The organism is Thalassospira sp. (assembly GCF_002709775.1).
Lineage (GTDB): Bacteria > Pseudomonadota > Alphaproteobacteria > Rhodospirillales > Thalassospiraceae > Thalassospira.
Genome location: NZ_PAQR01000047.1, coordinates 1 through 26,858 on the forward strand (window position 1 = coordinate 1; position 26,858 = coordinate 26,858).

Annotated in this window: 21 protein-coding genes and 2 riboswitches; of the genes, 9 read left to right on the top strand and 12 right to left on the bottom strand. The window is 56.0% G+C overall.

Going from position 1 to position 26,858, the window contains the following annotated elements:
* The 4 genes from gcvPA to CMO10_RS15505 form a co-directional block, all read right to left on the bottom strand.
* Nucleotides 1-941, bottom strand: a 941-nt coding sequence (gene gcvPA, locus CMO10_RS15490) for an aminomethyl-transferring glycine dehydrogenase subunit GcvPA (protein WP_297024005.1), incomplete at its 3' end; no start/stop codon positions are given.
* A 2-nt stretch (nt 942-943) separates the two neighbouring features.
* A complete protein-coding gene (gcvH, locus tag CMO10_RS15495; RefSeq protein WP_044827662.1) occupies nt 944-1,315 on the bottom strand; it encodes a glycine cleavage system protein GcvH in 372 nt (123 codons plus the stop codon).
* 70 nt (nt 1,316-1,385) lie between these two features.
* Nucleotides 1,386-2,495, bottom strand: a complete 1,110-nt coding sequence (gene gcvT / locus CMO10_RS15500; protein ID WP_472910363.1) for a glycine cleavage system aminomethyltransferase GcvT — start codon at nt 2,493-2,495, stop codon at nt 1,386-1,388.
* A 61-nt stretch (nt 2,496-2,556) separates the two neighbouring features.
* Nucleotides 2,557-2,663: riboswitch (glycine riboswitch) on the bottom strand.
* Between the two features lie 3 nt (nt 2,664-2,666).
* Nucleotides 2,667-2,764: riboswitch (glycine riboswitch) on the bottom strand.
* 104 nt (nt 2,765-2,868) lie between these two features.
* Nucleotides 2,869-3,426 carry a hypothetical protein gene (locus tag CMO10_RS15505; RefSeq protein WP_297024011.1) on the bottom strand — a complete coding sequence of 186 codons (558 nt, stop codon included), beginning with the start codon at nt 3,424-3,426 and terminating at the stop codon, nt 2,869-2,871.
* A gap of 271 nt (nt 3,427-3,697) precedes the next feature.
* Between CMO10_RS15505 and ispH the strand changes: the two genes are divergently transcribed.
* From ispH to CMO10_RS15525, 4 genes are all read left to right on the top strand, one after another.
* Nucleotides 3,698-4,645: a 4-hydroxy-3-methylbut-2-enyl diphosphate reductase gene (gene ispH / locus CMO10_RS15510; RefSeq protein WP_044827659.1), complete on the top strand. Its 948-nt coding sequence runs from the start codon at nt 3,698-3,700 to the stop codon at nt 4,643-4,645.
* 45 nt (nt 4,646-4,690) lie between these two features.
* Entirely contained in the window at nt 4,691-5,659 is a 969-nt protein-coding gene (locus CMO10_RS15515) for a homoserine kinase (RefSeq protein ID WP_297024014.1), read from the top strand.
* Between the two features lie 25 nt (nt 5,660-5,684).
* Complete coding sequence (rnhA, locus tag CMO10_RS15520) at nt 5,685-6,134, top strand: ribonuclease HI (RefSeq protein WP_044828176.1); 450 nt, start codon at nt 5,685-5,687, stop codon at nt 6,132-6,134.
* Between the two features lie 266 nt (nt 6,135-6,400).
* On the top strand, nt 6,401-8,761 hold the full coding sequence (locus tag CMO10_RS15525) for a putative bifunctional diguanylate cyclase/phosphodiesterase (protein ID WP_297024016.1): 2,361 nt from the start codon (nt 6,401-6,403) through the stop codon (nt 8,759-8,761).
* A gap of 89 nt (nt 8,762-8,850) precedes the next feature.
* Here CMO10_RS15525 and CMO10_RS15530 read toward each other — a convergent pair whose 3' ends face one another.
* Nucleotides 8,851-10,908, bottom strand: a complete 2,058-nt coding sequence (locus CMO10_RS15530; RefSeq protein WP_297024018.1) for a protein meaA — start codon at nt 10,906-10,908, stop codon at nt 8,851-8,853.
* A 290-nt stretch (nt 10,909-11,198) separates the two neighbouring features.
* Between CMO10_RS15530 and ccrA the strand changes: the two genes are divergently transcribed.
* The 3 genes from ccrA (at nt 11,199) to CMO10_RS15545 (ending at nt 16,666) form a co-directional block, all read left to right on the top strand.
* Nucleotides 11,199-12,479: a crotonyl-CoA carboxylase/reductase gene (ccrA, locus tag CMO10_RS15535; RefSeq protein WP_044828175.1), complete on the top strand. Its 1,281-nt coding sequence runs from the start codon at nt 11,199-11,201 to the stop codon at nt 12,477-12,479.
* 192 nt (nt 12,480-12,671) lie between these two features.
* Entirely contained in the window at nt 12,672-14,339 is a 1,668-nt protein-coding gene (locus tag CMO10_RS15540) for an acyl-CoA dehydrogenase family protein (RefSeq protein ID WP_297024020.1), read from the top strand.
* Nucleotides 14,340-14,575: 236 nt separating this feature from the next.
* Nucleotides 14,576-16,666 (top strand): methyl-accepting chemotaxis protein, encoded by a 2,091-nt coding sequence (locus CMO10_RS15545; protein WP_297024022.1) that lies wholly within the window; start codon nt 14,576-14,578, stop codon nt 16,664-16,666.
* An 87-nt stretch (nt 16,667-16,753) separates the two neighbouring features.
* Here the strand turns inward: CMO10_RS15545 and CMO10_RS15550 are convergent, their stop codons facing one another.
* From CMO10_RS15550 to CMO10_RS15580, 7 genes are all read right to left on the bottom strand, one after another.
* Nucleotides 16,754-18,091: a ferredoxin reductase family protein gene (locus CMO10_RS15550; RefSeq protein WP_297024023.1), complete on the bottom strand. Its 1,338-nt coding sequence runs from the start codon at nt 18,089-18,091 to the stop codon at nt 16,754-16,756.
* 288 nt (nt 18,092-18,379) lie between these two features.
* On the bottom strand, nt 18,380-19,546 hold the full coding sequence (locus CMO10_RS15555; protein WP_297024025.1) for an adenosylhomocysteinase: 1,167 nt from the start codon (nt 19,544-19,546) through the stop codon (nt 18,380-18,382).
* Nucleotides 19,547-19,648: 102 nt separating this feature from the next.
* The gene (locus CMO10_RS15560) at nt 19,649-20,353 is read right to left on the bottom strand and encodes a glutathione S-transferase N-terminal domain-containing protein (protein WP_297024027.1); all 705 of its coding nucleotides are present in this window, start codon (nt 20,351-20,353) and stop codon (nt 19,649-19,651) included.
* 195 nt (nt 20,354-20,548) lie between these two features.
* The gene (gene cynS / locus CMO10_RS15565; RefSeq protein ID WP_297024028.1) at nt 20,549-20,989 is read right to left on the bottom strand and encodes a cyanase; all 441 of its coding nucleotides are present in this window, start codon (nt 20,987-20,989) and stop codon (nt 20,549-20,551) included.
* 36 nt (nt 20,990-21,025) lie between these two features.
* Nucleotides 21,026-21,934, bottom strand: a complete 909-nt coding sequence (locus CMO10_RS15570) for an ABC transporter ATP-binding protein (protein WP_297024030.1) — start codon at nt 21,932-21,934, stop codon at nt 21,026-21,028.
* Between the two features lie 11 nt (nt 21,935-21,945).
* On the bottom strand, nt 21,946-22,776 hold the full coding sequence (gene ntrB / locus CMO10_RS15575) for a nitrate ABC transporter permease (protein ID WP_044827649.1): 831 nt from the start codon (nt 22,774-22,776) through the stop codon (nt 21,946-21,948).
* Nucleotide 22,777: 1 nt separating this feature from the next.
* Nucleotides 22,778-24,238: a CmpA/NrtA family ABC transporter substrate-binding protein gene (locus tag CMO10_RS15580; RefSeq protein ID WP_297024033.1), complete on the bottom strand. Its 1,461-nt coding sequence runs from the start codon at nt 24,236-24,238 to the stop codon at nt 22,778-22,780.
* Nucleotides 24,239-24,466: 228 nt separating this feature from the next.
* Here CMO10_RS15580 and CMO10_RS15585 point away from each other — a divergent pair, with 228 nt between their 5' ends.
* The gene (locus CMO10_RS15585) at nt 24,467-26,407 is read left to right on the top strand and encodes a sigma 54-interacting transcriptional regulator (protein ID WP_297024035.1); all 1,941 of its coding nucleotides are present in this window, start codon (nt 24,467-24,469) and stop codon (nt 26,405-26,407) included.
* A 193-nt stretch (nt 26,408-26,600) separates the two neighbouring features.
* A complete protein-coding gene (locus tag CMO10_RS15590; RefSeq protein ID WP_008889168.1) occupies nt 26,601-26,795 on the top strand; it encodes a twin transmembrane helix small protein in 195 nt (64 codons plus the stop codon).
* Nucleotides 26,796-26,858: the final 63 nt, after the last annotated feature.

Here is a 26,858-nt window from a genome sequence, read left to right on the forward strand (position 1 = left end):
GCGACGCCGTTGAACATCTTCTCCCGAGTGTGGTGAGGGAGGCCGAGGTAGGGGAGCGTCCCGAGGGGCCTGCAGCTGAAGCTGTGGGTCGTGGTGGCAAACAGCCCGACATACGGCCCGCCGTAATTCAGCGCATTGCCGATCGACTGGCCTTCGCCGCAAACGATGTCTGCGCCAAAGCTTCCCGGCGATTTCACCGCACCAAAGGCCACCGCCTCGGTAAAGACCACCACCAGAAGCGCACCCTTGGCATGGCAAAGATCAGCCAACTGGGTGTGATCCTGAATGCGGCCAAACACGTCGGGATATTGCACAACCACACAAGCGGTCTGGTCATCAATCAGATCGTTGAGTTCCTCGGCAGTTGCCTGATGTTCCGGATGCCCGTCACGCCCGGCAACTTCGGTATCGCTGTACTGGCAATATGTCTCGGTCACTTCGCGGTAATGCGGGTGCAGACCACCCGACAGGACCGCCTTTTTGCGACGGGTTGCACGGCATGCCATCAGAACGGCCTCGGCACAGGATGTTGCACCATCCCACATCGAGGCATTGGCAACATCCATCCCGGTGATTGAGGCAACCTGGGTCTGGAATTCAAACAGGTACTGAAGCGTCCCCTGTGCGATTTCTGGCTGATACGGGGTATAGGCGGTCAGGAACTCACCGCGCTGGATCACGTAATCAACCGTCGCCGGAACATGGTGGCGATAGGCACCCGCGCCAAGGAAGCTGGGCACGCTTGAGGCACCCATGTTTTTCCCCGCAAGGGCCAGCATATCGCGTTCGACCTGCATTTCGCCAAGGTGGGACGGCAAATCAACAGGTGCATCAAGCAACGCACCTTCCGGAACGTCACCGTAAAGTTCATCAACAGATGATGCCCCGATGGTATCGAGCATCGCAGCACGATCAGCGCGTGTCAGTGGGAGATAGCGCATGCTTAAAGGCCTTCGACGAATTCTTTGTAAGCGGCTTCATCCATCAGCTCATCAAGCTGGGACTCATCGCTCAGCGTCATTTTAAAGAACCAGCCTTCTGCTTCCGGGGCTTCGTTGACCAGACCGGGATTGGCATCAAGCTCTTCGTTGATTTCAACGATTTCGCCATCAAGCGGGGCATAGACATCACTTGCCGCCTTGACCGATTCAACAACGGCCGCGTCGCCATCCTTGGTCAGCTTTTTGCCAACTTCCGGCAGCTCGACATAAACGATATCGCCCAGCGACTGCTGCGCGTAATCGGTGATGCCGACAGTTGCCACACCGTCTTCAAGCTCGATCCATTCGTGTTCCTGCGAAAATTTCTTAGTCATTTTCCTTTGTCCCTCTTGATCAATTCAATGCCAATGCGGCGATGCCGCTCTCTCTGAAAAATTCTGGTACTTAACCGCGGAAATAACGATGCGGTGCAAAGGGAAGCTCGACCACCTCGGCCGGGCGCGCCTTGCCACGGACCATCAGGTCGACCTTGGTTCCCGGTTTGGAAAACTCGATTGCAACATACCCCATCGCGATCGGACCATCGACGGTCGGGCCAAAACCGCCCGACGTGATCTCGCCGATTTCTTCACCGTCAGTATTCAGGATTTGGGTATGCTCGCGCGCTGGCGCCTTGCCTTCGGGCTTGATGCCAACACGTTTGCGATCCGCGCCATTTGCCAGCTGATCAAGGATCACATCAGATCCCTTGAACCCGCCTTCTTCGCGGCGGCGCTTGTTGATGATCCAGTTCAGATCACCTTCAACCGGGGTCGTGGTGGTGTCGATATCATTGCCATACAGGCAAAGGCCAGCTTCGAGGCGCAGCGAATCACGTGCGCCAAGGCCAATCGCCTCGACTTCTTCCTCGGCCAGCAATTTGCGCGCAAGTGCCTCGGCATCCGCATTGGGCACCGAAATCTCATAGCCGTCTTCACCGGTATAACCCGACCGGGTGACAAAGCACGGGCTGCCGGCAATCTCGATCTCGGCAAAGCTCATGAATTTCAGATCGGCAACGGCGGGTGCAAAGCGCGCCAGCACCTTGGCCGCATCCGGCCCCTGCAACGCCAGAAGCGCACGATCATCGATTTCTTCAAGGGAAACACCATCGCCAAGATTGGCGCGCATATGGACGATATCATCATCCTTACACGCCGCATTGATCACCAGAAACAGGCTGTCGCCGGCATTGGTGATCATAAGATCGTCAAGGATCGTGCCATCATCCTGGGTAAAGGCGGAATACCGCGTGCGGCCGGGTTTGAGGATGGCGATGTCACCAGGCACAAGCTTTTCAAGCTCTGCCACGCGGTTTTCACCGGTCAGGCGAACCTGCCCCATGTGCGACACGTCAAACAGGCCAGCCTTGGCACGCGTGTGAAGATGCTCGCCCTTAACCCCCAGCGGGTACTGAACCGGCATGTCATAGCCAGCGAACGGCACCATTTTGGCACCGAGTTCCACATGCAGGTCATAAAGGGCAGTTTTAAGCAGTTCGGTCTGTTGATCCACTCTTCCTTCTCCGGGACAATCGTTGCGAAACATAGCCGACCACTGGCCAACCACATTCCCCCTCTGTCTCGGAGCCTGAAAGAATCACAGCCAATGGTCGAACCTGTCTGCTTACATCTTCGGCGAGGTGCACTTTGATCAGAATGACCCAGCACCTGCTTTCCAGAGTCCCATCTCCACGCGGTCCTTTTGCCTGAGAGTTTCCGGGGTGGTTGCTCCTTCGGCGTCCGCCCATCCCTAAGGACTGCGGCCTCTCCCACGTGGATCATTTGGGTATGTTTTTGTTTATACGGGTTTCCGCGCAAACCGACCAGCCCCTATTTTCGGGGCAAGGCCGGATCAGCACCGCAAAGGCCGACAAACAGCAATAAAATCAGTCGGTTCCGAACCGGCGATTATATTCAAGCTGCTCGGCACTCAGCTGGAAACCAAGATAGATTTCATAATCCGGACCGGTCCAGACATCAGCCAGCGGCACGGACAAAGTGACCTGTTCGTCGCGGATCCGCGCCATGTTCAGATTGTCGGCAAAAGCCATATTAACATCGAACACCGACTTCTGGATGAAGTTGCCTTCCGGGTCACGCAGCGCCACGAAATATTCGAACTTCACATTGCGGTTTTGTGCTGCCGGGCCAAGCTCGGCGGTGATGATCGGGCTGATGATGACGTCCAGTTCGCCGTCATCAAGGTCATAACCACAATCCCCGACATAGCCGGTAAATTCCGCCTCGACGATCACATCGGTAAGGTCACGCCCACCGCCACTGAACTGCACAAGCTTTGCCGTATCCTTTGGCAGATAGGCCGACGGGCAGATCGGAACCGGCTGTTCTTCGAACGGGTTGCCGCCGCCGCACGCACTTAGCAATCCGCCAAGCGAGACCATACCCAATGCATAAACGCGCCGAAGTCCGTTACCGATCGTCATCCAAGCCTCTATCAAACCAAATGTTTTCGGGTCTGTGTCCGACCGGAACAGCCCGCGCGCAGTCTATTCTTTCACGGTTCGCGGCACAACCCGCTTGAAGGCCGACCGGCATTAGAAAGCATCAAAAAACCGGGCAAGACGCAGCCGCCATTTGCCGCAGAGTCATTGCACCGCATGATCAGGCAGGTTATGTAACGTCAATGTTTGAATAAAGCGCCGGGACTGCCAATCGGGACAGTCCGGACGCGTTTGGGAAAGCCGGACCTGTATCATGTCTGACAAAGCCAGCCTTCAGATCGTTCTCGCCAACCCGCGCGGTTTTTGCGCCGGGGTCGATCGCGCCATCGAAATCGTCGAAAAGGCGCTCGAAAAATATGGTGCGCCGGTCTATGTCCGTCACGAAATCGTGCATAACAAATTTGTGGTTGATCGCCTGCGCGATATGGGTGCGGTTTTTGTCGATGAACTTGATGCCGTTCCCGATGGCGTGCCGGTCATCTTTTCGGCCCATGGTGTGCCAAAATCCGTGCCCGAGGCCGCCGAAACCCGCAAGCTTGAATATCTTGATGCCACCTGCCCGCTGGTCTCCAAGGTCCATCGCGGCGCCGAACGTCATCACGCTGATGGCAAGCATATCCTTCTGATCGGCCATGCCGGCCACCCGGAAGTCATTGGCACCATGGGCCAGTTGCCCGTCGGCAGCATGACGCTTGTCGAAACCGAAGAAGACGCCGCAACCATCGAAGTTTCCGATCCTGAAAATCTGGCCTTTGTCACCCAGACCACCCTGTCGCTTGATGACACGGCCAAGATCATCGAAATCCTGCAGAAACGCTTCCCGTCGATCTCCGTCCCGAAAAAGGAAGACATCTGCTACGCCACGACCAACCGGCAGCATGCGGTCAAACTGATCGCTGAAAAGTCTGACGCCATTCTGGTCCTTGGTGCGCCGAATTCCTCGAACTCCAACCGTCTGGTCGAAGTCGCCAAGCGCGAAGGCTGCATGCGTTCGGTTCTGGTCGAACGCGCAAAAGATATCGACTGGTCAAAGCTTGAAGGCATCAAAAGCCTTGGCATCACCGCAGGCGCATCCGCCCCGGAAGTTCTGGTCGAGGAAGTCATTGATGCCTGCCGCGAACGGTATGACGTGACGGTCGAAACCATCACACTCACCGACGAGAACGTCACCTTCAAACTGCCGCGTCAGCTTGCCAGCTAATTCAGCAGATACGCTTACCTACAGATCAGGACGACGATAGAACCCATGGCCGTCTATACCGACGTTTCAGACGAAGATATCTCTCGTTTTGTTGCCGAATACGATATCGGTGACGTGGTTTCGTTCAAGGGCATCGCCGAAGGTGTCGAAAACACCAACTTCCTGCTTCAGACAACGACAGCCCCCTTTATCCTGACGCTCTATGAAAAGCGCGTAAATCCGGATGATCTGCCGTTCTATCTTGGCCTGATGGATCACCTCTCGGCCAAGGGGCTGAACTGCCCAACCCCGATCCATGGCAAGGATGGCCTGGCACTGCGCACGCTGTGTGATCGCCCCGCTGCCATTACATCCTTCCTGCAGGGCATGTCGCCACGTCGCATCCAGCCCCATCATTGCGCAGGTCTTGGCGCGGCACTGGCCGAACTGCACAGTGCCGGTCTTGATTTCGAAATGCATCTGCCCAATGCGCTCAGTGTCGCGGGTTGGCGGTCACTGTTTGAAAGCTGTCAGGAACACGCCAATGACGAGCTTCCGGGCCTTGGCGAAATGATCGCAGAGGAACTCGATTACCTCGAAGCAAACTGGCCACACGAACTGCCCAAGGGCGTCATTCACGCCGATCTGTTCCCCGACAACGTTTTCTTCTTCCCCGGCAAGGAAGAGGTATCAGGCCTGATCGACTTCTATTTCGCGTGTAATGACCTGCTTTGCTATGACGTCGCGATTTGCATGAATGCCTGGTGCTTTGAACCTGACAACAGCTTCAACGTCACCAAGGCCAAGAACCTTCTGTCGCATTACAGCAAGGTGCGCCCGCTATCCGATGCCGAAAAAGAAGCCCTTCCCATTCTTGCCCGCGGTGCCAGCCTGCGCTTCCTGCTGACCCGTCTGTATGACTGGGTCAACACGCCGAAAGACGCACTGGTCACGCCGAAAAATCCGCGCGAATACATCAACAAATTGCGCTTCCACCAACGTGTGGAAAACGCAGCGGCCTATGGGCTTGATTAAGGCCACCGGCCAGGGACACGACGATATGACTTCAGGCAATGGCGGCGATAACCGCGTCGAGATTTATACAGACGGCGCGTGCAGCGGCAATCCCGGCCCCGGTGGCTGGGGGGCAATTTTGCGCTTTAAGGGCGTGGAAAAGGAAATGTCGGGTGGCGATCCGGAAACCACCAACAACCGCATGGAAATGATGGCCGCCATCAGCGCGCTCGAAGCCCTGAAACGCCCATGTGTGATCGATATTTACACCGACAGCAGCTATGTCCGCGACGGCATCACCAAATGGATTTTCGGCTGGCAGAAACGTGGCTGGAAAACCGCTGACAAGAAGCCCGTCAAGAACGTAGAGCTTTGGCAACGCTTGCTAAAAGCCCTTGAACCGCATCAGGTTGAATGGCACTGGGTCAAGGGTCATGCAGGCCATCCCGAAAACGAAAGATGCGACGAACTGGCCCGCGAAGCCGTCCCGCGCTAACGAATTTTTCGTAGATCCCCGTAAAACTGCTTGAAGCTGAATGACTTCGCTACAAAATAGATAGGTTTGCTGGCCTCGGTCAGTTATTACTTATGTAATGAAATCGAGCTTGCGTTTTCATCAAGTTACGGTTTGACTTGAGACTAATTCAGGGGAGTTGGCACCCATACAAAGGTCGAGTATTGTATATTCGACCAGCTTAAAGTTGGGCGCTAGGGAGAGAACGCTTGTCGCGCGGATCATACGGGTTTTTACAACGCAAGTCCTTGAGCAGTCGGCTGCTGTTTATCGCATTGCCGCTTGTCTCGCTGTTCTCGCTCGCCCTGTTCATTGTCTTTGGCTATGTCAGCTACAAGGTGCTGCGCGACGACCTGAATGGCAAAGTCGAACAGACCGCCGATATTAACGCCCGCGTTCTGGCGACCCCGTTCTGGTATCTCGACGTCGACAACATCGAATCTGCACTGAACGCGATGGCGCGTGATCGCGACATCGTTGCGGTGCAGGCCCTTGGTGCCGACGGAACCGAATTTGCCCATACCGGTGTTTCCCAGTCCGAACTGACCGACACGCTGCGCCTGTCGCGCCGTGTCTATTTCGAACGCAACAATGTCCGCCACGACGTTGGCGAACTGGTCATCTACTTTACCGATGACCGCGTGCAGGATTTGCTGTTCCGCCGCATTGCGATCGACATGATCCTGTTCGGCCTTCTGATTTCGGTTGTGGCCGCAAGCCTTCTGATCGCGAACAAACGCTCGATCAAGGAACCGCTCAATCGTCTGCTGCATTCCATCCGAATGACCAAGCACGGCCGTCTGCGCCGTCCGGTGGAATGGAACAGCTCGGACGAACTCGGCCTTCTTATTCGCGAATATAACGAAATGGTCGCCCTTCAGGGGCAGGCACAGGAAGAAGCCCAGCGTAAGCAGGCCCTGCTTGAAGCCACCCTGCACAATATCGGTCAGGGCATCTGTCTGTTCGATCAGGACCTCAACCTCATGGTCTGGAACGAACGTTATATCGAATTGCTGAACCTGCCGCGCGATCTGGTCAAGGAAGGCACGCCTCTTTCCGATATCCTGCGCTACAATGGGGAGCGCGGCGAATATGGCGATGTCAGCATTCAGGCCCTGATTTCCGACCGTGTTGCAATTGCACGCCGTCGCGAACCCTATCGCATGGAACGCACCCGCCCGAATGGCCGTGTCATTCAGGTTGATCACAACCCGATGCCGGGTGGTGGTTATGTTGCAACTTATACCGACATTACCGAACGTAAACAGACCGAAGCACGCATGCGCCATCTGGCCGTCCATGACGTTCTGACCAGCCTGCCGAACCGGACCCTGTTCCTTGACCGTCTGCGTCAGGCACTTCTGTCGGCCCGCCGCTTCCAGCGCGGTGTCACGGTTCTGTTTGTCGACCTGGATCGCTTCAAGGACATCAACGACCACTTCGGGCATGATGTCGGCGACTTGATGATTCAGGAAATGGGCCAACGTCTGTCGCGCATCATCCGCGATTCGGATACCGCGGCCCGTTTGGGCGGCGACGAATTCGCGATCATTCAGACCGATGTCCAGAACATCGAAGACACCATCGCCCTTGCCCAGCGCATCATTGACGAGCTGTCCCAGCCGTTTGATTGCCGTGGCATCCGCCTGCATTCGACCGCCAGTGTCGGCATCACGCTGTTCCCCGAGGACGGCGAAAACCCCGAACAGCTGGTCAAGAACGCCGATATGGCGATGTATGCCGCCAAGGCCGAAGGCCGCAACAATTACCGCTTCTTCCTGCCGTCCATGCATGAACGGGTCAAGGAACGCAAAACCATCGAGGAAGATCTGCGCAACGCGCTCGAACAGGATCAGCTCGAACTTTACTATCAGCCGAAAATCGACTGCCGCACCGAAAAGGTCGTTGGTGCCGAGGCACTGGTGCGCTGGCATCATCCGGAACGTGGCCTGATCCTGCCGGGCGAGTTTATCTCGGTCGCCGAGGAATGCGGCCTGATCAACCGTCTGGGCGCTTGGGTTCTTGAAAAGGCTTGCCGTCAGACCAGCGCATGGCGCAACTCATCGCTGGCCGGACTTCGGATCGCTGTCAACCTGTCCCCGGCACAGTTCCAGGATGCAGAACTGGTCGACAGTGTCACCAAGATCGTCAAGGAAACCGCCCTGCCCGAAGGCACGCTGGAACTTGAAATCACCGAATCCATTCTGATGAACAACCCCGAAAAGGCTGTCTCGACGCTGAAAGAACTCAAGGAACTTGGCGTTCTGATCGCGATTGACGATTTCGGTACGGGTTATTCATCGCTGAACTATCTCAAACGTTTCCCGGTGACCTCGATCAAGATCGACCGTTCGTTCGTGAACGACATCCATGTCGATGTCGATGACAAGGCCATCGTTGATGCGGTGATCGGCCTTGGCCACAGCCTCAACCTCGAAGTGGTGGCCGAGGGCGTGGAAGAAGTCGAACAGCTTGTCTATCTGCAGGAAAAGGGCTGTGACTTCATTCAAGGCTTCCTGTTCTCCAAGCCACTGCCGGCCTCGACCTTCGAAAGCTGGGTCAATGAACGCCACGGCACCGAAACCGAAAAGGTTTCTGCCAAGTCCTGATCGATCTGGCATATCCATAAGAAAACCGGTCGCACCCGATAATGGGTCCGACCGGTTTTTTTGTTACGCGGCTCTGCTTGGCGGGGCGCTTAGTACAGCGCGGTGTCGCCCTGCGTTTCCCCGCTGGCATTTGATGGTGCTGCGGCCTTGTCCGATGATTTGCGATCAACCAGATCAACAATCTCCGAGATCACCTTGACCAGCTGATAGTCCTTGGGCGTATAGACAGCCGAAACGCCCATCTGACGCAGAACCAGCATATCGGCCTCGGGGATAATCCCGCCGACAACCACCGGAATATGACCGGCCCCTTGCGCCCGCAGGCCATTGACCACTTCGCGCACCAACGGCACGTGCGAGCCCGACAGGATCGAAAGCCCGATCACATGTGCGCCATCTTCAATCGCGTTACGCACCAGTTCCTCTGGCGTCCAGCGGATACCTTCGTAAAGGACCTCGATCCCGGCCTCGCCCGCCTTGACTGCGATCTGTTCAGCCCCGTTGGAATGGCCATCCAGCCCCGGCTTGCCGACCAGCATCTTCATGCGTTCGCCAAGTTTGTCGGACACCTCATTCACGCGATTGCGCAGATCCAGAAGGTTTTCCTCATCCCCGGTCACAATCATGGATGTGATCCCGGTCGGTGCACGATATTCGCCAAACACGTCGCGAAGCGTCTCGGACCATTCACCGGTGGTCACCCCGGCATGGGCACATGCGATGGAACTTTCCATGATGTTGCGCCCTTCGCTAGCGGCTGATTTCAGCTCGCTCAGGGTGGCATCAACTGCGGCGTGATCACGATCCGAACGCCAGGCTTTCAGCTTTTCGATCTGCTCCTGCTCGGCCATGTCATCAACCGTCAGGATCGATTTTTCACCCGATGTCAGCGGGGATGGCTCCGTCTCGGTAAAGGCATTCACGCCAATCACCTTGGTCAGCCCGCTTTCGATATCAGCCAGTCGAAGCGCGTTGGATCGCACCAGTTCCTGTTTCATATAGCCGCGATCAACGGCCGCAATCGCACCGCCCATGGCATCGATCTTGGCAAGCTCTGCCCGCGCTCCTTCCTTAAGCGCCCCCACTTTGCGTTCAATCGCCGGATTGCCATCAAACAGGTCTTCATATTCCAGAAGATCGGTCTCGTAGGCCATGATCTGCTGCAGGCGGAGCGACCATTGCTGATCCCACGGTCGCGGCAGGCCAAGCGCCTCGTTCCAGGCCGGCAATTGTACCGCACGCGCCCGTGCATTCTTTGAAAGAACCACCGCCAGCATCTCGATCAGGATGCGATAGACGTTGTTTTCGGGCTGCTGTTCGGTCAGACCCAGTGAGTTGACCTGAACCCCATAGCGGAACCGGCGATATTTGGCATCTTCAATGCCATATCGATCGCGGGTGATTTCATCCCACAATTCGCAGAATGCGCGCATCTTGCAGATCTCGGTAACAAAGCGAATCCCGGCATTCACAAAAAACGAGATACGCCCGACCACCTTGGCAAAGTCTTCTTCGGGCACCTGCCCCGAATCGCGCACCGCGTCAAGCACCGCAATCGCGGTCGCCAGCGCATAGGCCAGCTCCTGCTCCGCTGTCGCCCCGGCTTCCTGCAAATGGTACGAGCACACATTCATCGGGTTCCATTTCGGAAGCTCGCGATAGGTAAAGGCCGCCACATCGGTAATCAGCTTCAGGCTCGGTGCGGGCGGAAAGATATATGTCCCGCGCGACAGGTATTCCTTGATGATGTCGTTCTGGGTCGTGCCCTGCAGGCTGGCGCGTGCCGTACCCTGCTTTTCGGCCACCGCAATATAAAGTGACAAAAGCCACGCTGCCGGCGCGTTGATCGTCATCGATGTGTTCATCTGATCAAGCGGGATGCCGTCAAACAACGTCATCATGTCACCCAGATGCGCCACCGGCACGCCGACCTTGCCGACTTCACCGCGCGCCAGAACATGATCGGAATCATATCCGGTCTGGGTTGGCAGATCGAAGGCCACCGAAAGTCCGGTCTGACCTTTTGCCAGGTTCTGGCGATACAGCGCATTTGATGCCTGTGCCGAACTATGCCCGGCATAGGTGCGGATCAGCCACGGGCGATCGCGTTCCGGCTTTGCTGCATTGCGCTTGTTTTCCATCGACATCGCGACCTCTTGTATTTTTATTACCGAGTTTCTTTACGATAATTACGTGGAAACGTTATTAAATTATCCACTAGACAATGTCCAAGTAATTATATAACAATTTGTGCAACGCGATAAAAGCGAAAACAAATGTCGCCCCGGTTTTATCTGCGAGAAACCCGCAGAAAACCGGGAGATGCCCGGGGAAATAGAACAAATTCCGTGGCTTGGAGGATTCGTCGACCGCAGCGCAGCATAGGTAATTTCATTACCCTGCAACCCGGATCGACCCCGAACAAGGAGTGAAGGCCATGAATACGTCTGCTGAAGTGCTGCCTTTCCGTGGCGGTCAGGAAGAAAAAGATCTTTATGAAATCGGCGAAATCCCGCCGCTCGGCCATGTGCCGAAGAACATGTACGCATGGGCGATTCGCGAAGAACGCCACGGCGAACCCGATACCGCCATGCAGTGCGAAGTCCTGCCGGTAACCCAACCCGACAGCCACGAAGTCCTCGTGCTCGTGATGGCGGCTGGTGTGAACTATAACGGTGTCTGGGCATCGCTCGGCAAACCGATCTCGGTCTTTAATGTCCATGACTGCCCGTTCCACATTGCCGGATCGGATGCATCGGGCATCGTCTGGGCCGTGGGCTCCAAGGTCACCCGTTGGAAAGTCGGTGACGAAGTGGTCATCCACTGCAACCAGGATGACGGCGACGACGAAGAATGTAACGGCGGCGATCCGATGCTGTCCCCGACCCAGCGCATCTGGGGCTATGAAACCCCCGACGGGTCCTTTGCACAGTTCACCTGTGTTCAGGCACAGCAATTGATGCCGCGCCCCAAACATCTGACCTGGGAAGAAAGCGCGTGCTACACGCTGACCCTCGCCACCGCTTATCGCATGCTGTTTGGCCATCGTCCGCACATCCTGCGTCCGGGGCATAATGTTCTGGTCTGGGGTGCGTCTGGTGGCCTTGGCTCGATGGCGATCCAGCTGATCACCACGGCGGGGGCCAACGCGATTGGTGTCATATCCGATGAAACAAAGCGCGACTTTGTCCTCGGTCTCGGGGCCAAGGCCGTGATCAACCGCAAGGACTTCAATTGCTGGGGCCAGCTGCCCACGGTCAACGGGCCCGAATTTGGCGACTACATGAAAGAAGTCCGCAAATTCGGCAAGGCGATCTGGGACATCACCGGCAAGGGCAACGACGTTGATATCGTCTTTGAACATCCGGGCGAACAGACCTTCCCGGTATCATGCAACGTTGTGAAGCGCGGCGGCATGGTCGTGTTCTGTGCCGGTACCACCGGCTTTAACCTGACCTTCGATGCCCGCTTCGTCTGGATGCGTCAGAAACGTATTCAGGGCAGCCACTTTGCCAACCTCAAACAGGCATCGCAGGCCAACACCCTGATGGTTGAACGCCGGATTGATCCGAGCATGTCCGAAGTCTTCGCGTGGGAAGATATTCCGCGCGCCCACATGAAGATGATGCGCAACGAACACAAACCCGGCAACATGGCCGTTCTGGTTCAGGCCAAACGCCCGGGCATGCGCACGCTTGAAGAAGCAGTCGAAGGATAATCCCACTTGGGTGCTGGATTCTCCCAAGTCGTCCAACACCCGGCCTTCGACTGATTGTTGGCACCCTGCGCGCATTCTCGCCCGATTTGCGCCGGGGTGCCACCACCCTTCCGAGCCTTGATGCACCCATAACCGATCGCGCAATCGCCCCACAGGATTGCACAAAGACGACCCGATCCGAGGACCCGAACAATGACTGATAACGCCCTTTTGCCTGACCTCGAACGTTTGTGCGATGACGCGCTTGCAGCGCTCAGCCCCGTTTATGATGCCGCCGAATATGCGCTGCGCAGTGCGGTGACGGTTGATGGCCGGGTCAATGCCGATGCCTTTGATGACAACCAGTTTGCCGCACATGGCTTTGCCTGGTTCACCACTTATGTCACGGCCTTGGGGCAAATGAAGGCATGGGCAACCCGGCTTAAGGACCAGGGCAAGTTTGGCAATCTCGAACAGCTGATCCTGCAATCGGCCTTTGGCGAATATCTGGCCCAGATCATCGGTGGCATCCCCATGTCACAAGGCGAGATCATCCGTCTTTCGACCCTTGGCGTGGCCGAAGACATCATTTCGTCCCTTGCCGCCAACCCGTCGGTCGCAACACTGGCGCGCAGTGGCAATTCCGATGCCGCCCGCCGTGCGATTGCGGCTGAAATCGAAGACAGTCTTGATACCGGTCGCTTCGGTGAAACCGGCCTTGAAGACGAAACCCTTGATATGGTGCGCGATCAGTTCCGCCGCTTTGTCGAGGAAAAGGTCTCCCCGCATGCCCATGGCTGGCATGAACGCGACGAGTTGATCCCGATTGAAATCGTCAATGAAATGTCCGAACTCGGCGTTTTCGGTCTGACCATCCCCGAAGAATTCGGCGGCCTTGGCATGGGCAAAACCTCGATGTGCGTCGTGACCGAGGAACTGTCGCGCGGCTATATCGGGGTTGGCTCACTCGGCACCCGTTCGGAAATTGCTGCTGAACTGATCCGCCTTGGCGGCACCGACGCGCAAAAGGAACATTACCTGCCCAAGCTGGCCTCGGGTGAAATCCTGCCGACGGCTGTCTTTACTGAACCCAACAATGGATCGGATCTGGCGCATTTGCGCACCCGCGCGGTCAAGGATGGCGATAGCTATAAAGTCACCGGCAACAAGACCTGGATCACCCATGCGTCGCGCTCGGATCTGATGACGCTTCTGACCCGCACCAACCCGGACGAGTCCGGTTATCGCGGTCTGTCGATGCTTTTGGCGGAAAAGCCACGCGGCACGGATGATAATCCGTTCCCGGCCGATGGCATGTCCGGTGGCGAGATCGAGGTGCTTGGTTATCGCGGCATGAAGGAATACGAGCTGTCCTTTGATGGCTTTAAGGTCCCGACCGAAAACCTTCTGGGCGGTGAGGAAGGTCAGGGTTTCAAACAGCTGATGGCGACATTCGAGTCGGCCCGCATTCAAACCGCGGCCCGTGCTGTTGGCGTTGCCCAGAACGCGCTTGAAATCGGCATGCGCTACGCCAAGGACCGTATCCAGTTTTCCAAGCCGCTTTATGCCTTCCCGCGGGTGTACGGAAAAGTTGCATGGATGGTTGTTGAAACCATGATCGCGCGCCAGCTGACCTACTTCTCGGCCTTTGAAAAAGATCAGGATATTCGCTGCGATATCGAGGCCGGCATGGCCAAACTTCTGGGCGCGCGCGTCGCCTGGTCGAACGCCGATAACGCCCTGCAAATTCACGGCGGCAACGGTTATGCGCTCGAATATCAGATCAGCCGCGTGCTTTGTGATGCCCGAATTTTGAACATTTTCGAAGGTGCGGCTGAAATTCAGGCACAGGTCGTTACGCGCGGCATTCTGACCCGGTGAATCTGATAACATTCTGAAATACTGATTAAATTCACATTCGAACCGTGGCCCCTGTGAACAACGAGGGCAAACTCGGCCCGCCACCACTGGCGGGCCCTTTTTTTATATCAACCTAAAGTATGATATCTTCTAGACTTACCTAAGGTGCTACACTCTCCGAAAGCACACATAGATTAGCGAAAATCTGTGAATAAGCGGGCAAAACCGCATGCATGGAACAAGGGAGTGAAATATAAATGAATCACACTTCTGCAATGCCGGAAAATACAATCTACGCGCGAATTGAAGATGCCAAAGGCCTTTTTGCGCAGCACGGCGAACAGCTTGCAGAAAATCTGGTTTCGGAACTGCTGGGCTCCGGACAAAACAGTGCCGCGCCAAGCGATCCGAAAAGCCACGTTGCCGGTCTCACCGCACGCTTTTCGGCAATGGCCAATGCAAGCAGCGCCGCAGCGCTTAATGACCTGCTCAACAATCATCTTCTGGCCAATGCCGTGACCGGACTGGCCACCGATCAGCTTGTCCTGGCCTATCACAAGGTTTCGGCAAACTGCGCGACGCTGGCATCGCGTGCCAAGGGTGGTGCTGCTGTCGCCGATGCCGCGCGCTGCCTTTTGATGGCAGATATGAGCAGCCTGATCACGGCCCGCCAGAACGCACTTGGCAAAGACAAGTCGGCTTCTGAAATCCAGTCGATGTCGGAAATCATCGAACGTGAAACCGACAACATCATTTCCGAAGTCGGTTTTCAGGCCGGGCGCACCAATGATGTCGCCCAAGCCATGGAAAGCGACGCCAGCGAACTTTCGCAACTGGTCGAACGCATCACCGCCACCACCGACATTGCCAGCAACAATGTCGCCACCGTGGCCTCTGCGACCGAGGAATTGCAGGCATCCAGTCACGAAATCGCCGAACGCATTCACAAAACCAACGACATCGCCGGTCAGGCCGTAACCCGCGCACAGGAAACATCGGCAACGATGGGCAGCCTGTCGGAAACCGCGACCGAAATCGGCAAGGTTGTCGATATCGTCAAACGCATTTCCGATCAGACCAAGATGCTGGCCCTTAACGCCACGATTGAGGCCGCACGTGCTGGCGATGCCGGCAAGGGATTTGCCGTCGTCGCGAACGAGGTCAAGAACCTCGCGACCCAGACCGAAAAGGCCATCCTCGACATCAACGCCCAGATCACCGCGATCCAGGGCGCAACGTCCGAGGCCGTCACCGCCATTGAGGGCATCGGTGGGGCGATTGACGAAGTCAGTCAGCTTTCAAGCGACATCTCGGCATCGGTCGAACAGCAAACTGCAGCAATTGCCGAAATCTCGACCAGTGCGCAGGAAGTCTCGACCCACATGCAGGGCATCTCGAGCGACATCGAACTGGCCAGCCAGAAATCGCACAATGCCAGCCAGACGGCTGAAAACCTGCGTATCCTGTCCTCGAACATCCGCAACGACATCAACGAGATGGAAACCCGGTTCCGCATGGTTCTGCGCAGCGCAGACAGCACGAACCGCCGCCACGAAGAACGCGTGCCGATTGCCGTTGATATCAAGGTCGACTTTGGCAATGGCGATGTCCGCTCGGGTGTTACGGCCGATATGTCGATTGCAGGGCTCCTGGCCCGGATCGAGGCCAGCGAAGAAGATCGCAACAAGGCGATCAACATCACCATGGAAGACGGAACGCGCCTTAAGGGGATTGTCAAAGCACACTCCACCCTTGGCACGCACATCCAGTTCACCGAAGTTGACGAGGCCGCAACGCAGGTCATCCTCGGACTGCTCAAGAAAACCAGCGAACATGATCAAAAGATCGCTGGTCTGGGCAAGGAACTGGCCGTCGAATTGGGCAAGGTACTTGAAAGCGGTTTGCGCAATCAGGAATTCACCCACGAAGACCTGTTTAACACCCGTTATGAACCGATCCCGGACTCCGATCCCAAGCAGTTCATGACGCCCTATATCCCGTTCACGGACCGCAACTTCACCCCGCTTCAGGAAGCAATTCTCGATAAGGACGAACATATCGTCTTTGCCGCGGGCGTGGATACCAACGGCTTCCTGCCGACCCATAACAAGGTCTATAGCCAACCGCAGCGACCGGGCGAACCCGCTTGGAACATGGGCAATTGCCGCAACCGGCGCATCTTTGATGACCGGGCCGGCCTGATGGCCGGGCGCAATACCAAGCCCCATCTGCTGCAGACCTATTTCCGCGACATGGGCGATAGCGTCGTCTTCATGAAGGAATGTGACGTTCCGATCATGGTCAATGGCGAACAGTGGGGGAACCTCAGGATCGGTTACAAGTCCTAGGTCGCCACAAACCGATTTGGATAACGAGCAAACAAAAGCGGGCGGTTCAATCACGAACCGCCCGCCTTTTTTATTGCCGCTCACGGCTTATCTGAAATCAAACAGCTCCTGATGGAACGCCCGGCTAGGAAGACCAGCCGCGACCAGATCGTCCTTGATCGCCTGCCCAAACCCGCTTGGCCCACAGAACCACACACCGGCCTTTTGCCAATGCGCCACATCACTGCGCAGCCGTTCCCCGGTCAGGAAACCATCGCGGGCATCGCGCCATTCATGCAACCGCACCCCGGCACGTTCCGCCAGATCCTTGATCCGCGCCATCAGCTTGGGATCGCAATGCGGTGCCACCTGATAAAAATCGATCTCAAGCGGGACCGGATTGGCCACCAGATCCTCAAGCCAGGCAACGAACGGCGTCAGGCCAATGCCCCCGGAAATCCAGATCTGCTGGCTTTGCGCGCGATCAAGGGTAAAGGTCCCGTACGGGCCTTCCAGCACCACCGGGTCGCCCGGCTTCAAGGTTTCCTGAAGCGTGCTGGTATAATCGCCCAGCTTCTTGGCAATGATGGTCAACCCGGGAACCCCGTCATGCCATGCAGACGCAATGGTAAAGGGATGCGGCTCGTTGCTATTGCCAAATCTCGCAAAGGCAAACTGCCCGGCTAGATGACCTTTCCAGCCACCACCGGATTTAATCGCGATCTGAAGCGATTGCATCTCCGGCAAATAATCGACTTCAACCACCTCGCCCGTGGATCGACGCCCGGCACCGACTTGCCCGAACAGAACAATGATCGCCGATACCGTGCCCACGACCAACATCACCGCCAACGCCCAGCCAACCGGCGTCGCCCAGTTCGCGAAATCAAGCAAGACGATGCTGTGATAAACAAGCGCCAGATAAATCACCGCCAGAACCGTGTGCGTCTTGGCAAACCAGCGATACGGGATGCGCTTGATAAGCGCGATAAGGATCAGGGCAACGGTAATATAAAACGCCCACTCACCGACACTTTCCGCCAATCCACGATATTCAAGAAACAGTGACTGCGCCCAGTGCATGCCCGCCCCGTCCGGCCGTGGTCCACGCCGACGCGGTTCAAGAAGTTCAAGCGCCACCGCCCATTTCGGCGCCATCCGCCACGCCCAGTGAATGGTCGCCACCACCAGCACGGTAATGCCAAGCCATTTATGCAGACGGTATGCCTTGTCCAGCCCGCCCAAACGGCGTGTCAGCCACACCGGACGGATCGACAAAAACAGGATCAGGCTCATCATGCCAAAGGCAAGAAAGCCCGAATACTGGACCATCAGGTTGCGAAAACCGACAAAGTCATGATCGGCAAAAAGTTCGGGATTAACCGCCAACCAAAGGGCGGAAAGACCCAGCAACGTTCCAAAATATATGCGCGTGATGTTGTTCATGGGACCAGTTCCTGAAAATCCATTGAAGGCCCGTGAATTCAAAATACCAACACGCGCCATTCGACGCTTTGATTTAAACAAATAATTTTCGTGAAATTATCCCGGAAACCCCTGAAAAATGTATCAAATCGTATCAGGAACACTGCAAAAGATTTTCAATTTCAGTAACTTGCGCCCGCATAAAGCGAACAGCGCCCCGATCCGCACGCTGCACTGGCAACTGCGCCGCAACGCCCGAACCAGTCAAAGGGTGCCCCTGTTCGAGCACCCCTTATATCGGTCTGGTGCTTAGCTATGGGAATGCAGGATCGCTTCGGCGATTTCGCGTTCGACATCTTCCGGATAGGCATAAAAGCCCGGCTTGAACGATGCCGCCCCGCCCGATGCCAGCCAGTCGATCCCGCGGATCAAAATGGCCGAGAACGGATCAAACAGATCCTTGCCCGATCCACCCATTCCGGGCGCGAGGTTGAGCAAACTACCGCGATTAAGCAGATAAACTTCGCGGCTGTTATCAAGCTCGAACCGTTCGATATGACGGCGCATTTTCGTAAGCGTCTGGGTATCAAGCCATTTGACATCAATCTCGGTATTGGAATGCCCGACATTGACCAGGATCGCACCACGACGGCACTGCTTGATCTGTTTCTCGCCCAGAATGCCCGAAAGGCCGGTGGCGGTGACAATGATCGCACATTCCTTGAGGCCGTCTTCAAGGCTGACAACCCGGCAACCGTGATGCTGCGCTTCAAGGGCACGCACCGGATCGCGTTCCGCGACCGATACCACCGCGCCCAGATTGCGCGCACGTTCGGCAACACCGCGCCCGACCGGGCCAAAACCGATCACAAGCACCGTCCGCCCATAAAGCGCAAGCCCCGTCACATTGGAAAAGACCGGCCACATTTCCTGCGCCACGTGATGGCGGTTATGCAGGCGATCCTTGATGGCAATGTCGTTCCAGTTAAATACCGGGAAGGAATAATCGAGTTTTTCCACGCGATGCACGCCAGTCGTCGTGGCCTCAAGTGCACCATCAACCTTGTGACCTTTTTGGACAAACGCCTCGATCAGCTCACCACCCATATCGGCCACGATATCGGCCGGCTCGGACGACAGGATATCGATGCTTTTGGCATATTCTTCTGGCGTCATCCCCGAAAAGGCATGGACCTCGACCCCGTTCGCAGCAAGATATGCAGCAGCAACATCATCGGTACTATCGGGGTTGCATGCCCCGACCTTGACCTTCGCACCCGCCTTCACAAACGGCAACAATGTGGGAATGGTGTCTTCAAGAACGTGCTGGAAACTGACGATGGTCTTGTCGCGCAAGTCACGCTTGGCAACATAGTTTCCGTATTTCGCCGTCACCGGACAAATCACCTCGCGCCAGGCAAGGGTCTCGTCAGTGATCTGTTGGGCAAGGGCAGCGTCCTTGATGCGGCTCGTCATGATCGGTCTCTTAACTTCGTGGGAAAATGCGTTCCCCACTAATTAAGGCGAGCCTGACCGGATGGAAAGCATTTGTATCCATCCGGTCAAAATCAGGCGCGATTAATCGCGCGCCGGAATATTCAGGCCACGCTGAACAGCCGGACGATCAAGCCCGCGCTCAAGCCAGACCGGAACGTTTTTAAATTCGTGATAGTCGACAAGACTACCAGCGTCATAAAACCCGATCAGGTTGCGCACCCAGCCAAGTGATGCGATGTCGGCAATGGAATATTCATCGCCCATGATCCAGTCACGCCCTTCAAGGCGGCTTTCAAGAACACCCAGCAACCGTTTGGATTCATTACGATAACGATCAAGCGGACGCTTATCCTCGATTTCCTTGCCGGCAAACTTGTGGAAGAAGCCCAGCTGACCAAAGATCGGGCCAAGTCCGCCCATCTGGAAGTAGACCCACTGGATCGCTTCAATGCGTTTGGCCGGATCGGCTGGCAAAAGCTTGCCGGTTTTTTCCGCCAGATACTGAATGATCGCACCGGATTCAAACAGACCAATCGGCTCGCCATTCGGGCCGTTCGGATCAATGATTGCCGGGATCTTTCCGTTCGGGTTCAGCGACAGAAATTCCGGGGTCCAGGTTTCGTCTTCACCGATATTGATCAAGTGCGGTTCATAGTCCAGACCGGTTTCTTCCAGCATGATCGAAACCTTCACCCCGTTCGGGGTCGGCAAGGAATAAAGCTGGATGACATCCGGGTTTTGCGCAGGCCAGCGTTTGGTAATGCCGAAGCTCGACAGATCAGCCATGTTAAAGCCCTTTCCAAGTCAATGTGTTGTTGACCATAACATTTAGACGATCACGCAAAATGCGCCACCGGCAATCTGGCAACTTATTGTTTCCAGTCCGGTGCTGGCTGCTTTGGAACTATCCAAAAAGCAAAACCGGCCTGCGTGAAACAGGCCGGTTTCGTCTTCTGCGACTGCTCGTACCGGGTGGTTATCTTACCAGGCGCGGTATTTCAGGAATTTACCATCAAGGGTAATGACAACACGGTCGCCCTTCGGGTCTTCCTTGCGCTCGATATACATTTCGTAGTCGATCGCGCTCATGATGCCATCGCCGAATTTCTCGTGGATGATTTCCTTGATGGTCTCGCCGTAAACACTGACGATTTCATAAAGGCGATAGATCGCCGGATCGGTCGGAACGGCCTGATCCCAGATTTTCATCGGGCATTCCTGCATGACAGCCGATGCTTCGGCCGGCAGATCAAACAGGGCCACCAGCATGTCGGCCTTGTCCTTTGGCGCGGAATTCATGCCAAAACAGACAGAGGTCGTCCAAACCGGCGACATGCCGATCTTGCTTGCGACTTCTTCCCAGCCAAGGCCTTTGGCCTTTTTGGCTTCGATGATCATTTCTTTGACATCTGCTTTTTTCACAGCTTTTCTCCTTCTAAGTAATCAGCGTGCGTTTGGTTATTCCGCCCGGCTGGTGGCCGGTTTGCGGTTGTCTTTCGGGTCCGTAATCACCCCGTGCGCGCCAAAGCGCACAACGGATGGCTCGGCCAAAACGCCGTCTTCCTGTTTGCCCGCAAGTTCCTTGGAACGGGTGGCAAGGAATTCGACCAGATGGTTTCGGATGTCGTAATAGTCGGAATGGTGGATGATGTTGGCCCGTTCACGCGGACGCGGGATATCGACCTGAACGGATTCGGCAACGCGCGCATATGGCCCGTTGGTCATCAGCAAAATGCGATCAGCCAGCAAAATGGCTTCATCCACATCATGGGTAATCATGAAGACCGTCTGATCAGACCCCGACCAAATACGGATCAACTCGTCCTGAATGCTGCCACGTGTAAGGGCATCAAGGGCTCCGAACGGCTCATCCAGAAGCAACAATTCCGGCTGGATCGCAAAGGCCCGGGCGATGGATACACGCTGGCGCATGCCACCCGACAGTTGCGATGGCTTGCGAAGCTCCGCCCCGCCAGCCAGCCCGACCATTTCCAGATACTTCATCGAATGATCGTGAACCTGTTTCTTGCTCCACGATTTGTAGCGCGCCTGAACGGCAAAGGTGACGTTCTTAAGCGCGGACAACCACGGCAGCAGGGAATAGTTCTGGAACACGATCCCGCGATCAAGACTGGGACCCGAGACTTCCTTGCCATTCATGATGACCGCCCCTTCGGTCGGTTCATCAAGACCGGCAAGGATATTGAGGATGGTCGATTTACCACAGCCGGAATGACCGATGATGCAAACAAACTCGCCCTTTTCGATCCCCAGATTGACGTTTTCAAACACCGTCAGGGCTTCACCGCCCTTGGGTGCCTGAAAACGCTTGCTCAGATTCTGCAAACTCAGGAATGGTGTCGACATATCAGGTCTCCTTATTCCTGGTACTGCACAAGACGTGCGCAATAGGCGAAGGCGGTATCAAGCAACATGCCGACAACACCGATCATGAGGATCGAGAAAACCACGCTGGTCAGATCAAGGTTGTTCCATTCGTTCCAGACGTAGTAGCCAATCCCGGTCCCACCCACGAGCATCTCGGCGGCCACAATCACAAGCCATGCAATGCCGATCGAAATCCGCATGCCGGTCAGGATGGTCGGTGCCGCAGCCGGCAGGATCACGATCCAGGCCGTCTTGAATGCGCCAAGTTCATGGGTACGTGCCACATTGACCCAGTCCTTCCGGACCCCCGCCACACCAAAGGCGGTATTGATCAACATCGGCCATATCGAACAGATAAAGATGACAAAGATCGCCGAGGCCTGACTGTCCTGAATGACAAACAGGGCCAAAGGCATCCATGCCAGCGGGGAAATCGGTCGCAACACCTGAATAAACGGATCAAGTGCCTTGTACATCAGAGGTGACATCCCGATCAGGAACCCGACCGGAATGGCCAACGCCGCCGCAAGGAAATAGCCGCTCAGAACGCGATAAAGCGAATAGCCGATCTGGATACCGATCCCCTTGTCGTTGGGACCGGCATCGTAGAACGGATTGCTCAGCTCTTCCCATGCCTTGGCGATGACGTCTGAGGGGGGTGGCACAGCCGCTTTCGGCTCTGCCCCACCCATCAGAAGTTCATATTCTGTAAGTTCGCCAGCAAGTTCCTGCTTTGGGCTGGCGGCCTCCCATAAACCCAGGAAGACCGCCAGAAGCACGAGTGACAACACCAAAGCTCTGGCATTGAGCGATGCCAGCATATCAGCTTACCCCTTTGCCGATGGCAAAGCTGTTGACATAGGCTTCAGGCTGATCGGGATCGAACGTCTTGCCCATGATGGTATAGCTTTTGTACGTCTCGGTCGGCGCTTCATAGCCAAGCTCTTTCATGATCTTGGCGCAATCGGTCGCGACATAGACTTCTTCGGCGATCTTCTTGTAATCAACATCGCCTTCGATATAGCCCCAGCGTTTCATCTGGGTCAGGATCCAGACACCCATCGAGTGCCATGGGAACGGATCGAAATCGATGCGATCAGGTACGTTTTTAACTTCGCCCAGACCATCGGCGTAACGACCGGTCAGGACCTGCTCAATCACCGGAACCGGCTGGTTCAGATAGTTGGCCGGCGCAATCGCGGCTGAGATTTCCTTGCGGTTTTCCGGCTTGGCTGCGTACTGGGTCGCATCAACGATGGACTTCAAAAGCGCGCCATAGGTGTTCGGAAGCTCTTCGGAGAATGCCTTGGAGCACGCAAACGCACAGCACGGGTGGCCTTCCCAGATATCCTTGGTCAGGGTGTGCAGGAAGCCGATCTTTTCCCAAACGGCACGCTGGTTGAACGGATCAGGCGACAGATAGCCATCAAGGTTACCGGCACGCAGGTTTGCGACCATCTCGGGCGGCGGAACGACACGGATCTGGATGTCTTTATCCGGGTCCAGACCATGCTCGGCCACGTAATAACGCAGCAGGAAGTTGTGCATGGAATATTCAAACGGCACACCGAACTTGAAGCCTTTCCAGTCTTTCGGATCGCGCTTGTCCAGGTGGTCGTTATGCAAAACGATGGCCTGACCGTTGATGTTTTCAACAGCTGGCATCAGGAACGGGGTTGCGGTCGAACCCGCGCCCATCGAAATTGCCAGCGGCATCGGGGTCAGCATGTGCGACGCGTCATATTCATTGTTCAGCGACTTGTCACGGGCAACTGCCCAACCGGCCGTTTTGATGACATCAACATCAAGGCCGTATTTCTCATAAAAGCCCATCGGCTGCGCCATGATGATCGGCGTGGCACAGGTAATCGGCACAAAGCCGATATTAAGCTTGGATTTCTCCGGCGTACCCAGATCATCAAGGATCGCGGCCTTGACCTTATCAATCGGCAGGGCCGAGGCGAGTGCCGCCATCATGGTGCTGCCGCCAACCATTTTGGCAAACGAACGACGCGAAATGTCGTTATGGCCAAAGACGGAACGCACGATGGCGCTGTCGATGGCACGATCAAGGATCTCTTCGCTCGTTTCCGGCGTTTTGGCTTCCATATCACTATGGGCCGGCATGCTGGCCAGATCGTGTTTCAGGCCATGGTCATGGTCTTTGTGTGATGCATGTGTATGCCCATCTTTTGACGATGCACAAACCTCACAGCCACACCCCTTGCTGTGGCGCAGATCGGTATCGCCGCTAAATGGATTTCCCAGACTTTTAACTGACATGTGATCACCCCCTGTGTTGTTACGCTGCCAGAAAGGCAGCACCAGATGTTCACCCCCACTACAGCAACGGGCGTGCCATTTTGTGCAATGCGTCATTTTTCGTTGAAAATGCTGGACTCTTGGCCTGCGGGGTGCCACGCTTACGAAATACGAAAATTCGTAATTTACGAAATGTCGTAACTGTTATTACGACATTTCGTAGTGGGAGTGCGAAGCAGCGCGATGCGGATGAATGAAATCAACCCGATACCGGTCATGATCGAAAACCTGCACTTGCAGGCATTGCTCGCGCATACCCACCCGACTTTGCTGATTCATCCCAAATCCGACCGGATTGTCTTTGCCAATCAGGCGGCAGCCAACCTGCTTGGCCGCAGCATAGAGGAGCTTCTGGCGACCTCGGTGAGTGCACTGCACAAGGGTCAGGTACCCAGCCTCGTCGTCTTTAGCGAGGCCGCCTTTTACAACGGATTTGCCTGGACCCGCGGGCTTGATATGACCCGCCCGGATGGCACGGAACTTAAACTCGAACACGAAGCCCGCCCATTGATCCTTGAGGGCGAGGAATATCTGACGGTCACAATCTCCGACCTTGATGCCCGCCATCGCCGCGATGTCGATTCCGAGGCCGATGATTACTTGCGCGAAGGCATTGCCGAATGGCGCCGCGCCGAACGTTTCTTCCGCGAGATCGAACGTGAAAACCAGCTGATCCTGGGGGCTGCGGGCGAAGGCATTTACGGGGTGAACAGCGATGGCGTGACAACCTTCGTCAATCCGGCCGCCGAACGCATGCTGGGCTGGACGGCGCAAGCACTGGTGGGCCGTGAAATCCATTCGATCATTCACCATTCCCACGTCGATGGTGAACCCTATCACGCCGAACAATGCCCGATTTACAACGCCTTTCGCGAAGGCATCGTTCGGCGCGTTGATGACGAGGTCTTCTGGCGCAGCGACGGCAAACCGATCCGTGTCGAATATACCTCCACCCCGATCCGCGACCATGGGCTGGTGATCGGCGCGGTGATTGTGTTCCGTGACATCACCGAACGTAAAATCGCCGAGGAAAAGCTGCATGCCGCCTTGGCCGAAGTTGATCGCCTGCGCGAACGATTGGAACTTGAAAACGCCTATCTGCAGGAAGAAATCCTTTCGACCAACAACCACCATGAAATCATCGGCCAGTCCGATGCCATTCAGGGCGCGCTTAAACAGATCGATCTCGTTGCCCCCACCGATGCCAACGTCCTGATCACGGGCGAATCTGGTACCGGCAAGGAACTGATTGCGCGCGCCATCCATCAGGCAAGCGCAAGGTCTGACCGTGTTCTGGTGCGCGTGAACTGTGCGGCGATCCCGCACGAATTGTTTGAAAGCGAGTTCTTTGGCCATGTGCGCGGTGCCTTCACCGGGGCGGTGCGTGATCGTGTCGGGCGGTTTGAACTGGCCGATGGCGGCACCCTGTTTTTGGATGAAGTCGGCGAAATCCCGCTGGAGCTTCAAGGCAAGCTGCTCCGCGTTTTGCAGGACCAAAAGTTCGAACGCATCGGCGAAGAACGCACCCGCGAGGTCAATGTCCGCCTGATCGCCGCCACCAACCGCGACCTTAAGGAAGAAGTCCGACAGGGGCGCTTCCGCGAAGACCTTTATTTCCGCCTCAACGTCTTTCCCATCGAATGCCGCCCCTTGCGCGAACGGCCCGATGATATTCCGCCTCTGGCGTCGCACTTCCTGCGCAATATCTGTCAGCGTCTTAATATCGCCCAGCCAACCCTGACCAAGGGGCAGGTCCGCACCCTGCAAAACTATGGCTGGCCGGGCAATGCGCGCGAGCTTGAAAACGTCATCGAACGTGCAGCCATCCTCGCCCATGACGGCAAGCTGCATTTCGATCTGCCCGAACATGGCGGGCGCGACAGCCGCAAATTGCCAACACCCGATGCAGAACCCGACAGCAAACCGGAAAAGACCGTTTTGACCCGCGGTGAACTGCGCCAAACCGAATATGACAACATCATCCATGCCCTGACCGTGACGAAGGGCAAGGTATTTGGTGCCAATGGTGCGGCCGCCCTTCTTGATATCAAACCAACCACGCTGGCCTCGCGTATCAAGAAGTTCAAAATCGACCGTCGCAGCTTCGGGGAAAGCGAAACCATCGAATAATCGCGCACCTCGATGCCGATGAAATCGCGGATTTAACCATCGTCTGGTTGCCTGTTGCGTCCGTTTGGCGCAGCATGTCGCCGCCTGACAGGTCAATCGGCTGGCAATTAGGGATCATCGGTGGTGCATTACCACCATTGCGCAGCCGCAAAAACGGCATAAGTCTGCAGGCAGAAACAGGGAAGAAACAGGAATGGCTGGTTTTTTACAGATTGGTGTTTTGCTTGCGATGGCAGCTGTCGCCGGGGTTCTGATCATGGGCATCGTTTCCATGGCGCGCGGCAAGGATGCGCGTAAACAGAACAAACTGATGCAAATGCGCGTTTTGCTTCAGGGCTTGGCCCTGTTGCTGCTTTTCATCCTGTCGCTGATGGCGGTCGGCTCCTAGAAAACCCAACCAGATAATCCAGGATTACGGACGGCACATGGTTCAACTGACTCGTATCTATAC